The organism is Paraburkholderia sp. CI3, assembly GCF_050436505.1.
Taxonomy (GTDB): Bacteria; Pseudomonadota; Gammaproteobacteria; order Burkholderiales; family Burkholderiaceae; genus Paraburkholderia; species Paraburkholderia tuberum.
Map to the genome: position 1 here is coordinate 1,049,413 of NZ_JBNDMI010000004.1, position 11,874 is coordinate 1,061,286.

Consider the following 11,874-nt stretch of genomic DNA (forward strand, 5'->3'; position numbering starts at 1 on the left):
CCGAGGACGGGAGCTTGCGCGCCGCCCTGCGAATCACTTCGCCAGGACGTCACGGTTGACGATGTTGGTCGTCAATGTGCCGTCGAGCGCGGCGACCAGGTTCTCCGCCGCGTTGAGCGCCATCGCATGACGGGTCTCGTGCGTCGCCGAGCCGATATGCGGCAATGCGACCACGTTCGGCATGGCGAGCAACGGCGAGTCGGCAGGCAACGGTTCGGTGTCGAACACGTCGAGGCCCGCGCCGTGAATCGTGCCGTTGCGCAGCGCCTCGATCAGCGCCGGTTCGTCGACGGTCGCGCCGCGTGACGCGTTGATCAGGATCGCGCTCTTCTTCATCGCGCGCAGTTCGGCGGCGCCGATCAGATGCCGCGTCTCTCGCGTGAGCGGCACCTGCAGACAGACGAAATCGGACTGCGCGAGCAATTCAGCCAGCTCGACGCGCCGCGCGCCATACGCCTGCTCCGCTTGATGGTTCGCGCTGCGGTTCGTATACAGCACCTTCATGTTGAAGCCGAGCGCCGCGCGTCGCGCGACCGCGCCGCCGATCCGCCCCAAGCCGACGATGCCGATCGTCTTGCCCTGCACGTCGAGCCCGAACTGTGCGGGCCCGATGCTCGTGCGCCACTGCCCCGCCTTGACCCAGTCGGCCAGCTCGACGACGCGCCGCGCGGACGCGAGGATCAGCGAGAACACGGTATCGGCGGTCGATTCGGTCAGCACGTCCGGCGTGTGCGCGAGCACGATGCCGCGGCGCGTGAGGTCGGCGACGTCGAACTGGTCGTAGCCGACCGAGATCGTCGACAGCGCCTTCAGCCGGCTCGCGCCTTCGAGCATCGCCGGCGTGATCTGCACGCTCGCGCCGATGCCGCCGTCGGCATCGCGCAGCGCGGCGACGAACGCATCATGCTGTGACGGATCGACCTGCACGACCTGCGCATGCTGTTGCAGATAGGCGAGCACATCCTCGGGGAGCGACTTCCAGGCGACGATCTTGTTCATCAGCTAATTTTCCTTGCGACGGTGGGACGAGCGGGGCCACGTTGTTCGGCGGCGGCCGGCTTGACGGCGAGCGTCAGGATCACCGCGGCGACGAGCGCCACGCTCATGAATGCATACGATGCCGCGGGCGACCCGGTCGCGCCGTTCAGATAGCCGACCACGTACGAGCCGACGAACGAACCGAGCGCGCCCATGCTGTTGATCAGCGCCATCGCGCCGCCCGCGACGTTCTTCGGCAGCAGCTCCGGCACGATCGCGAAGAACGGTCCATACGGCGCGTACATCGCGGCGCCCGCGATCACGAGCAGCGCATACGAAACCCAGAAATGCGCGGAGCCGAGCCCGTACGACGCCGCGAACGCAATCGCACCGATCAGCAGGAACGGCCACACGAACACCTTGCGGCGGTTGAGTTTATCCGATGCCCACGAAGCTGCAAGCATCGCGATCGTCGCGGCCAGATACGGCAGCGCCGACAGCCAGCCGGTTTCCACCATGCCGAACGACGAGCCGTTCTTCAGGATCGACGGCAACCACAGCACGAAGCCGTACACGCCGATGCTCCAGCAGAAATACTGCGCGCACAGCTTGATGACCGCGGGCGTGCGAAACGCCTCGCTGTAGTTGCGCACCGGCTTGATCGCGGCCTGCTCCGCGCGCAGCGTCTGCGCGAGCGCGTCTTTTTCCTCTTGCGTGAGCCACGACACCTGCTCGGGCTTGTCCTTGACGAGGAACCACCAGCAGATCGCCCAGATGATCGCGGGCGCGCCCTCGGCGATGAACATCTCCCGCCAGCCGAACGAATGCACGAGATAGCCCGACACGACCGACATCCACAGCACCGTGACCGGATTGCCGAGGATCAGGAACGTGTTCGCGCGCGAGCGCTCGCTCTTCGTGAACCAGTTGCTGATGAAGATCAGCATCGCCGGCATCACCGCGGCTTCGACGACGCCGAGCAGGAAGCGGATCGCCATCAGCGACGGAATGTTGCTGACCATGCCGGTCAACGCCGCGCAGCCGCCCCACAGAACGAGGCTCCAGAACACCAGTTTCTTCACGCTGCGGCGCTCGGCATAGATCGCACCCGGAATCTGGAAGAAGAAATAGCCGAGGAAGAACAGCGCGCCGATCAGCGACGCGAGCCCCTTGCTGATGCCGAGATCCTGGTTGATGCCGGCCGCCGACGCGAAGCCGAAATTCGCGCGATCCAGATACGCGAGGCTGTAGGTGATGAACACGATCGGCATGATCGTCCACCAACGGCGAATCGCAAGCGATGAGGTCATGGAAGTCTCCTTGGACGGCGTCGTCCCGAATCAATGATGAAAAAATCTGGGCGCGCTGTGGGCGCTCTTGTTGTCGTCGATGCTGGTTGTGGATGCAGCGCTATCGATGCGGTCCGATCCGCGTCAGGCCGCGCTTGCGATGCCCGGTACCTCGGCCAGCTCCAGCGCGTCGAGTTCGACGCGGCTCGGCAAACCTTCCGAATCGCCGATCACCTGGATCGCGAGCGCGCCGATCCGGTTGCCACGCGCGACCGCCTGCGCGAGCGTGCGGCCTTCGAGCAGCGCGCTGATCACGCCGACCGCGAAACCATCGCCCGCGCCGACCGTATCGACGACGTTCGCGACCGGCCGGCCGGCGATCGTCGCGGCATCGGTCGCGGTGCGGTAATACGCGCCCTGCGCGCCGAGCTTGACGATCACGCCGCGCGCGCCGCGCTCGAGATAGAACTTCGCGATGTCCTCCGGCTGCGTGTGGCCGGTCAGAATCTCACCCTCGCCGATGCCGGGCAGCACCCAGTCGGCGAGCGCGGCGAGCGCGTTCAAGCCTTCGACCATCGCCGCGCGCGAGGGCCACAGCGTCGGACGCAGGTTCGGGTCGAACGAGATCGTCCTGCCCGCAGCGCGCATTTCGCGGGCCAGGTGGAATGCGAGTTCGCGCGAGCTTGCCGAGATCGCCGGGGCGACGCCGGTCAGATGCAGATGACGCGCGGGCAGCACGTAATCGGCGAGGTAGTCGTCGAGCGACAGATGGCTCGCCGCCGAGCCCTTGCGGAAGTATTCGACCGCCGGGTCGCTGCCGTCGTCGCTCTTCGACTTCAGCTGGAAGCCGGTCGGATGGCGCGCGTCGGTGCTCACGCAGTGCTGGTCGATGCCCTCTTTCGTCAGCGTGTCGCGCACGTACCGGCCGAACGAATCGTCGCCGACGCGGCTCATCCAGCCCACCCTGAAGCCGAGTCGGGACAAGCCGATCGCGACGTTCAGATCCGCGCCGGCGATGCGCTTCGTGAAGTGCCCGACGCCCGCGAGCGGGCCGGCTTCGGCGGCGACGAACATCGCCATCGCTTCGCCGTAGGTGATCACGTCGAGGGCGGGGTAAGGGTGCGTCATGCTGGGCTCCTGGTGGTGCTGCTGATGCGGTGATTCGTGTTGCGTGGAATGCGTTCTTTGCTGCCTGGGTTGCTGCCTGAGTTGCTGCCTGAGTTGCCGCCTCGTCTGCTATACGGCTTCGACCGAGGCGCTTCGTGATGCCGCGCCGCGCGTCTACACGCGCGCAAGCCAGCTCACATAACGCGCGGCATCCGCGTCGATCCGGCTCGGATCGAACGGAAACTCGATGCCGCGCGGCACATCGCGCGGCAGCCGGTCGAGGAGCGCGCGCAATGGCGCGTCATCGTCGGCCGGCGCGCTCGCAAAGCGCCGCGCGCCCTCGCCCGTGGTGGTCTTGCAATGGATGTACTCGACGTACGGCGCGAGCTGCGGCGCGATGGGTAGCGGCGCGACGTCGAGCCACGCCCAGTTGCCGGTATCGAAGGTCATGCCGAGCACGCCCGCGTGGCCTTCACGCGCGAGCGCATCGAACAGCCCGACGAACTGCGCGGGCGAGCCGCCCTGCGCCAGTTGCCCGTTTTCGACGACGAGCCGTGGCTGCGCACCGCCTGTGGTGCCCGAGCCGCTCGCGACGTGCGCGACGATGGCCGCGCCGTGAGCCTCGCCCGCGAAGCCGCCGAGTTGCAGCTTGACGAAGCGCGCGCCGAGCGCGGCCGACTGTTCGAGCGCGACACGCAGTGCGTCGGTATCGAGCTGGCCGTCCGCCGCGTACAACGATGCCGGCGTCGAGAACACCGACCACAGCCCGAGATCGGCCAACGCCGCGCCGAGCGCGCGCAGCCGTTGCGGGTCCGCGTCCGCGTCGCTCGCGAACAGCTCCCGGCGCACTTCGAAACCCGCCGCGCCGGCGCGCTTTGCCGCCTGCGCCCATTTCAGATGGCCGTCGGCGCGCACGGCGCTCACACCGAACGCGCTGGCGACGACCGCGATCTCCACTGCATCAATCATGTCCAACTCACGCAATCCTGAAGCGAAACGGTTTTTGGAACCGGTTCCAATTAAACTTCGAAAAAAAGCGCCGAGGCGCTGCGATGTGCGAATGGTGCTCGGGACAGCCATCGCGCACCATAGAGGAAATCCCCAGGCGCGGCCGGCATACGGCGAGCGTAAAGCGAAGCGCGCCGGCCACGGCAGCGCCCCGCGCGGGTTCGCATTCGCGACGCCATACGCTGCCAGCGCGGTAATCAGACGCCCTCGTCCGCGACGCACATCGCCAGAAACTGCTCGACCACCCGCGACGGCGCGCTCGCATGCGGCACCAGAATCGACAGCCGCCGCGTCAGCGGCTGCGGGCTCAGCGACATGAGCCGCAGCGCACCGTCCTCATGCCGCATCGACATCGCCGACACGAAACCGACACCCATCCCCGCCCGCACCGCCTCCTTCACTCCTTCGACCCCCGCGATTTCGAGCGCCACGCGCATCGGCACGCCCGCGCGCGCGAACTCGCGCTCGACCGTCTGCCGCACGCCCGAGCCTTCCTCGCGCAGCACCAGCGGATACGCGCCGAACGCGGCCAGCTCGATGCGCCCGCCATTGTCCGCCTGCGCGAGCGGATGCGAGCGCGGCATGATCGCGACGATCTCGTCCTCGCGCCACGCATGGACGACCGTGTCCGGCGGCAGATCGACGCCGGCGGGACCCTCGATCATCGCGATGTCGACCGAGCCGAGCGCGCCGACGATCTCGGCCGTGTTGCCGTTGGCGGTATGCACGGTCACGTGCGGATAGCGGCGATGGAATTCGGCGATCAGGTACGGCAGCAGGTAGCTCGCCGGCGTCGTGCTCGCGCCGATCCGCAAGGTGCCCTGTTCGAGGCCGCGCAGCGCGTCGCGATAGGCATGCGCCTGCCGCCAGGTGTCGCGCAGCCTCGCCGCATAGGCGGCGAGCTGCTCGCCGGCTGGCGTCAGCCGCACCCCGCGGCCATCGCGCTGATACAGCGGCTCGCCGAACTCGTCCTGCAATTGCCTCAGCTGGCCGGACACCGCCGGCTGCGACAGATGCAGCGCCACCGCCGCCCGGCTGATGTTGCGATGCTCAGCGACGGCGGCGAACGTTATAAGCTGATCCGGGGTCATCTCGATTGAATATCCGTTGAGCCGATACTTCACATTCTAAATCACGATTTTTCATATCGATATATCTAATTTAGGATTAGCCCCATTGCTGCTTATGCAGTCCCATGCAAGTCCGTTACGAAGCCACCGATCATGTCCACACCCACTGCCCCGCTCGCCGCCGCCTCCCCCGCGCCGTCCACCCGCGGCCAGCTCAACGGCGTACTGTTCGTCGCGCTGTTCGCCGCCGCGGTCACGCGCATCGCGGCGATTCCGGCGATTGCCGGCCTTGGCCTGAGTCCGCTGATCGTCGGCATCGTCGCGGGTGCGATCTACGGCAACGCGCTGCGCGACAGCATGCCGGCCAGTTGGGCGGCCGGCGTGAATTTCTCGGCGCGCAAGCTGCTGCGCATCGCGGTCGCGTTCTTCGGCTTGCGTGTGAGCCTGCAGGAAATCGCCCAGGTCGGCCTGCCGGGTCTCGCGGAGTCGGTGCTGATCGTCGTCAGCACGCTCGTGATCGGCACCTGGGCCGGCATGAAAATCATGAAGCTCGACCGCGACACCGCGCTCCTGACGGCGGCCGGCAGCGCGATCTGCGGCGCGGCCGCGGTGCTCGCGTTCGAATCGACGCTGCAATCGAAGCCGCACAAGAGCGCGATGGCGGTCGGCAGCGTCGTGCTGTTCGGCACGCTGTCGATGTTCCTCTACCCGGTGCTGTTCAACGCAGGCTGGCTGCATCTCGACACGGTCGGCGCCGGCCTGTTCTTCGGCGGCACGATCCACGAGGTCGCGCAGGTGGTCGGCGCGGCGAGCAACGTGAGCCCCGAAGCGACGCACATCGCGACGATCGTCAAGATGACCCGCGTGATGCTGCTCGTGCCGGTATTGCTGGTGGTCGGTCTGTGGGTGAACCGCGCGACGCGCGGCGCGAAGGATGGCGGCACGGACGGCGCCGCCCCGCGCAAGCTGGCGATCCCCTGGTTCGCACTCGGCTTCCTCGCCTGCGTGGCGATCAACTCGCTGCATGTGCTGCCGGAAAGCGCCACCTCGACGCTGAACCTGTTCGACACCTTCGCGCTGACGATGGCGATGACCGCACTCGGCATGGAAACGCGCTTCTCGCAGATTCGCGAAGCGGGTCCGCGCGCGCTGACCACCGGCCTGATTCTGTATGTATGGCTGATCGCCGGCGGACTCGGCATCACATGGACCGTCCAGCACCTGTTCCGCTGAGCCGTCGCCGGCTCTCCCGCCTTCCCCGACACCCCGCCGCGCGCGGGGTTTTGCGCTTTCTGGCGCACCATCCGGGCCGATCACACGGCATACTCGTTGCTGCGAACTTTGCCCCCCAACCCGCCCGTGCGCGACGTCCGATGGCAGCGGTGAAACCGCCTTGCCGCGACGCGTCCGGGCGACCGGAATGAGGATCGATCGATGAGCCTGGAACTGTACTACTGGGATGGCCTGCAAGGCCGCGGCGAATTCGTGCGGCTCGCGCTGGAGGAAGCCGCCGTTGACTATGTCGAAGTCGCGCGCGGCAAGCCTTCGAAGGGCCTTGGCACCAAAGCGATGATGGCGGTGATGCAAAGCCCCGACGAGCCGTATCCGCCGTTCGCGCCACCGTTTCTGAAAGACGGCGATCTGGTGATCGCGCAGACCGCCAACATCCTGTTCTATCTCGGCCCGCGGCTCAAGCTGGCGCCGGCGGTGGACAGCCTGCGCTATGTCGCGAACGGCCTGCAGCTGACGATCGCCGACGTCGTCACCGAAGCGCACGACACCCACCATCCGGTCGCGAGCGGCCTCTACTACGAGGAGCAGAAAGACGCGGCGAAGGTGCGTGCGCACGATTTCATCGACCATCGGATTCCGAAGTTCATGTCGTACTTCGAGCGCGTGCTCGCGCAGAATCCGGCCGGCGACAGCTTCATGGTCGGCGACACGCTGACCTATGTGGACCTGTCGATGTTCCAGCTGATCGACGGTCTGCTGTACGCGTTTCCGCGCGCGCTGAAGCGCTTCGGTGAGCACTATCCGCGGCTCGCCGCGCTGCACGACGCCGTGATCGCAAGACCGAACATCGCCGCGTATCTGGACTCGGACCGGCGCATCGGCCATAACGAAAGCTGCATCTTCCGGCACTATCCTGAACTCGACAAGGCGGCGGCTTGAACCGCGCCGCCCGCCCCCGCCCGCTCGCCGCCGCGCGCCCGCCATTCGAGGCGGGCGCGCTGCTGTTGTGCCGCGGTTTTTTCAACCTTCCTTCACGCCCCGTACCGACGACGTGCTTTCATTCCTGCTGAAGCTGCGCACCCGCGCCCAAAGCGTTTTCCGCCTCTCAGAAGCCCATACGGTGCTGGTCTGGGCCGTCGTGGTCGGCATTGCCGGCGCGTTGGCGACCATCGTGTTTCGCAGGGGCATCGAACTGCTGCAACTGGCGATTGCCGGCCGCTCCGGCAGCTTCGTCGACATGGCGCGCAGCCTACCGTGGACCATGCGCATCTGGCTGCCGGCCGCGGGTGGTCTCGTCGCCGGCATTTTCCTGCTGATCGCGCAGCGTCACGCCGACACGAACAAGCACACCGACTACATGGAAGCGGTCGCGATCGGCGACGGCGTCGTGCCGGTGCGCCTGAGCCTGTGGCGCAGCGTGTCGTCGCTGTTTACGATCGCGAGCGGCGGTTCGATCGGTCGTGAAGGTCCGATGGTGCAGCTCGCGGCGCTCGCCTCGTCGCTGATCGGCCGCTGGGTCCACTTCGATCCGCCACGGCTGCGCCTGCTCGTCGCGTGCGGCGCGGCGGCCGGTATCACGTCCGCGTACAGCGCGCCGATCGCGGGCGCGTTTTTCGTGACCGAGATCGTGCTCGGCTCGATCGCGATGGAAAGCTTCGGGCCGGTGCTGGTCGCAGCGGTCGTCGCAAACATCACGATGCGCGAGTTCGCCGGCTACAAGCCGCCCTACGAGATGCCGGAGTTTCCGACCGTGACCGGTCCCGAGGTGCTGCTGTTCGTCGCGCTCGGCGCGCTGTGCGGCGCGGCCGCGCCGCAGTTTCTGCGGCTGCTCGACGCATCGAAGGCGGCCTTTCGCAAGCTGCCGGTGGCGTTGCCGGTGCGGCTCGCGCTCGGCGGTCTCGTGGTCGGCATCATTTCGGTCGCGGAGCCCGAGGTGTGGGGCAACGGCTACAGCGTCGTGAACTCGATCCTGCATTCGCCGTGGACATGGTCCGCGCTCCTGCTGGTGCTCGTCTGCAAGCTCGCGGCGACCGCGGCGACGGCCGGCTCCGGCGCGGTGGGCGGCGTGTTCACGCCGACGCTGTTCGTCGGCGCGGCGGTCGGCTCGCTGTTCGGCCAGGGCATGCACGCGTTGTGGCCGCATGCGACGTCGGCCGCTTACGCCTATGCGATGGTCGGCATGGGCGCATTCCTCGCGGGCGCGACCCAGGCGCCGCTGATGGCGATCCTGATGATCTTCGAGATGACGTTGAGCTATCAGGTCGTGCTGCCGCTGATGCTGTCGTGCGTGGTCGCGTATTTCATCGCGCGCGCGATCGGCAAGACCTCGATGTACGAGATCACGCTGCGCCGCAATCGCGAGGAGCAGGAGCGCTCGCGATTGCGCGCGACGCAGATGCGCGAGCTGATCCGCCCCGCGCAGACCGTCGTGCCGCCGAACGCGACCGTGCACGACATGACGCGCGTGTTCCTCGAGTATCCGGTCAAGTATCTGTACGTCGCGAACGACTCGGGCGCGTTTCTCGGCGTGGTCGCGCTGAAGGACATCACGTCCGATCTGCTCGAGCGGCGCGACACGTCGATGAAAACCGCCGCCGATTATCTGCAGCCGCATTTCGACGTGCTGACGCCGGACATGTCGCTCGCCATCGCGTTACAGCACTTCATGGCGTTTCAGGGCGAGCGGCTGCCGGTGATCGAAAGCACCGCGCATCCGAAGCTCGCGGGCGTCGTCTACAAGACCTCGCTGCTCGATGCGTACTTCCGCATGAGTCCGTCGCGCTAGAGCTTTCGAAGGCTTCGCGGGGCGCGATGCAAAGCGCCGCGGATTCTCTACAATGGACAGACCCGCCGGCCCTTCACGCGGCCGGCACGCGTGAGCCCAGCTTGGGCGCAGCGACAGCGCCCGCCGTTTCGTCGGAGCGAAGATGAGCGAACCGTCCCCCGAGGCCGTACGCCGCGATCAGGCCGGCTGGATTTTCGTGCATATCGAAGGCGAGCCGTACGATCGCGGCGAGCAGCACGGCCAGTTGCTCGCCGACGAAATCAGAAACGCGATCCGCACCGCGCGCTATCTCGCCAAATGGGACACCGGCGAGGAGTTCGACACCTTCGTCAATGCCGCGACGAGCCAGTTCGCGAGCAAGCTCGACACCGAATTCGCCGATGAAATCCATGGCATCGCCGACGGCGCGAAGCTGCCGTTCGCCGAAGTGCTCGCGTGGAACGGCTACATGGATCTGCTGCAAAGCTGGTGGCCGACGCACGCCGCGCAGGCGCAGCCGCATCTGGGCGCGAAACTGTGGCGCGGCCGGCGCGGTCACCACTGCAGCGCGTTCATCGCGACCGGCAACGCGACGCGCGACGGCCGCATCGTGATGGCGCACAACTCGTGGGACCGCTACGCGGCCGGCGACGCGTTCAACGTCCTGTTCGACATCGTGCCCGACCGCGGCAACCGCATCCTGATGCAGGGCCTGCCGGGCTGCATCTCGAGCCTGACCGATTTCTGGGTCACGGCGGCCGGCCTGATGATCACCGAAACGACGATCTCGAACTTCGCGGGCTACAACGCGGCCGGCGCGCCCGAGTTCTATCGCTCGCGGCGCGCGTCGCAATATGCGAACAGCATCAAGGAATGGTGCGACATGTTCTCGCTCGCGAACAACGGCGGCTACGCGAACAGCTGGCTGCTCGGCGACACGAAGACCGGCGAGATCGCGCGTTACGAACTCGGGCTGCACTATGCGGGCTTCGAGACCACCAAAGACGGTTTCTACAGCGGCTACAACACCGCGACGGATCTGAAGATCCGCAACCAGGAATGCATCGGCGAAGGCGAGGACTATACCGACGTGCGCAAGAACGGCGCGCGGCGTCTGCGTTTCATGCAGCTCGAGGAACTGCATCGCGGCAGCATCGACGTCGAGCTCGCGAAGCAGATGATCGCCGATCATCACGACGTCTATCTCGATCGCAACGACAACCCGTGCTCGCGCACGATCTGCGGGCATCTGGAGCTCGACGACGCGCGCTTCGGCGGCACCGATCACGGGCCGTTCAATCCGTGGGGCGCGAACGACGGCAAGGTGATCGACAGCGAAATGGCCCGCGAGATGGCCTTCACCGCGCGCTGGGGGCATCCGTGCGGCCGGCCGTTCGACGCGCAGGCGTTCATGAAGCGGCATCCGCAGTGGAACTGGCTGAACGGCTATATGCGCGACCGGCCGTCGTGGCCGTGGACGCGCTTCGAGGTGCTGCGCTAGCGCATGGCGGACGCGCGCGCCTGTTCGTGCCATGATGGAACCTACAATACGGTTTTGCCGCAAATGTGCGCGCGTTGCAGTATTTGCCATCTAAGATGGTAAGGAGCCTGGGCCGCGCAGCGCCATGCCGTCCTCGGCTTGCACCGTCCTCTCGACGCGGGACGGCACAGGGTTTGCTCGATTGTCAGCGCCGCATGAGCTTTAGGAGGTCGGGCGATGAAAACCTCGACACTGTTAATCATGGTGACGCTGTCAGCCTCGTGCTTTGCCGCGCCGGTTCACACCGCCTCGGACAGCACGGATTCCATCACGCTTGCGCAACGCGCGAACGCCGCGCCGGTCGCGCCTCCGGCCCCAGACGTGTCGAGCACCGACGCCAGCCGTCCGCAGCACTGGGAGCATATTGCGCTGCCGAAGTCCCGACATCTGGAACGCAGCCTGACCGGGCAGAACGAGCATCTGACCACGTGAGGGCCGCCGCAACGGCGGGCGGCGGCGCGGCTACGACGGCGCGCCTGCCCGGTTTGCGCCGGCTGTCATGACGATGGGGCGGCGATGCGCGCGGGATTGCAACAGACTGCGAGAAACTCATCGCGGCGAGGCGCTGGCTTTTCGTGGCAGCAATAACGACGTGACTAACTTAAGCTCACCAGGAGCATGCCCATGACGGCCTCGGACATCCCCGGCGAATCGATCGATCTGCAGATCGCCGATTTTCTCAGCGAAGTCGAATTCCCGACCAACAAGGACGCACTCGTCGACGCCGCGCGCGAAGCCGGCGCCAGCAACGAGGTGTTGGCGATGCTCGATGGTATGCCGGAGCAGGATTATGTCGACATCGAGTCGGTCACGCGCCTGATCGGCGGCAACTATGGCCCGGGCCTGGGGATCTGAACCCGGATTCAGCCTCGCCTCGCCTCACCT

General features: G+C 66.7%; 11 protein-coding genes. 6 read left to right on the forward strand and 5 right to left on the reverse strand.

From position 1 onward, the window contains the following. Window positions 1-33: 33 nt before the first annotated feature. The 5 genes from OKW29_RS26260 to OKW29_RS26280 form a co-directional block, all read right to left on the reverse strand. Window positions 34-999 (reverse strand): 2-hydroxyacid dehydrogenase, encoded by a 966-nt coding sequence (locus tag OKW29_RS26260; RefSeq protein WP_184066014.1) that lies wholly within the window; start codon window positions 997-999, stop codon window positions 34-36. Beyond that, a complete protein-coding gene (locus tag OKW29_RS26265; RefSeq protein ID WP_429293171.1) occupies window positions 999-2,288 on the reverse strand; it encodes an MFS transporter in 1,290 nt (429 codons plus the stop codon). Before OKW29_RS26265 ends, OKW29_RS26260 begins: the two co-directional genes overlap by 1 nt. A gap of 123 nt (window positions 2,289-2,411) precedes the next feature. After that, window positions 2,412-3,395 carry a sugar kinase gene (locus tag OKW29_RS26270; protein WP_429293172.1) on the reverse strand — a complete coding sequence of 328 codons (984 nt, stop codon included), beginning with the start codon at window positions 3,393-3,395 and terminating at the stop codon, window positions 2,412-2,414. A 153-nt stretch (window positions 3,396-3,548) separates the two neighbouring features. Then, window positions 3,549-4,343 carry a sugar phosphate isomerase/epimerase family protein gene (locus OKW29_RS26275; RefSeq protein WP_429294938.1) on the reverse strand — a complete coding sequence of 265 codons (795 nt, stop codon included), beginning with the start codon at window positions 4,341-4,343 and terminating at the stop codon, window positions 3,549-3,551. Between the two features lie 236 nt (window positions 4,344-4,579). Further along, on the reverse strand, window positions 4,580-5,473 hold the full coding sequence (locus OKW29_RS26280) for a LysR family transcriptional regulator (RefSeq protein WP_429293173.1): 894 nt from the start codon (window positions 5,471-5,473) through the stop codon (window positions 4,580-4,582). A gap of 132 nt (window positions 5,474-5,605) precedes the next feature. On the opposite strand from OKW29_RS26280, the gene OKW29_RS26285 reads away from it, so the two are divergent. From OKW29_RS26285 to OKW29_RS26310, 6 genes are all read left to right on the forward strand, one after another. Further along, window positions 5,606-6,685 carry a YeiH family protein gene (locus OKW29_RS26285; protein WP_429293174.1) on the forward strand — a complete coding sequence of 360 codons (1,080 nt, stop codon included), beginning with the start codon at window positions 5,606-5,608 and terminating at the stop codon, window positions 6,683-6,685. Window positions 6,686-6,886: 201 nt separating this feature from the next. After that, complete coding sequence (locus OKW29_RS26290) at window positions 6,887-7,624, forward strand: glutathione S-transferase (RefSeq protein ID WP_429293175.1); 738 nt, start codon at window positions 6,887-6,889, stop codon at window positions 7,622-7,624. A gap of 112 nt (window positions 7,625-7,736) precedes the next feature. Further along, window positions 7,737-9,470, forward strand: coding sequence for a ClcB-like voltage-gated chloride channel protein (locus OKW29_RS26295; RefSeq protein ID WP_184066030.1), 1,734 nt, complete (start codon window positions 7,737-7,739; stop codon window positions 9,468-9,470). A 142-nt stretch (window positions 9,471-9,612) separates the two neighbouring features. Further along, complete coding sequence (locus OKW29_RS26300) at window positions 9,613-10,950, forward strand: C45 family autoproteolytic acyltransferase/hydolase (RefSeq protein ID WP_429293176.1); 1,338 nt, start codon at window positions 9,613-9,615, stop codon at window positions 10,948-10,950. A 216-nt stretch (window positions 10,951-11,166) separates the two neighbouring features. Continuing rightward, on the forward strand, window positions 11,167-11,421 hold the full coding sequence (locus OKW29_RS26305; RefSeq protein ID WP_184003891.1) for a hypothetical protein: 255 nt from the start codon (window positions 11,167-11,169) through the stop codon (window positions 11,419-11,421). Between the two features lie 192 nt (window positions 11,422-11,613). Continuing rightward, window positions 11,614-11,844: a DUF2795 domain-containing protein gene (locus OKW29_RS26310; RefSeq protein WP_184022698.1), complete on the forward strand. Its 231-nt coding sequence runs from the start codon at window positions 11,614-11,616 to the stop codon at window positions 11,842-11,844. The last annotated feature ends 30 nt before the right edge of the window (window positions 11,845-11,874 follow it).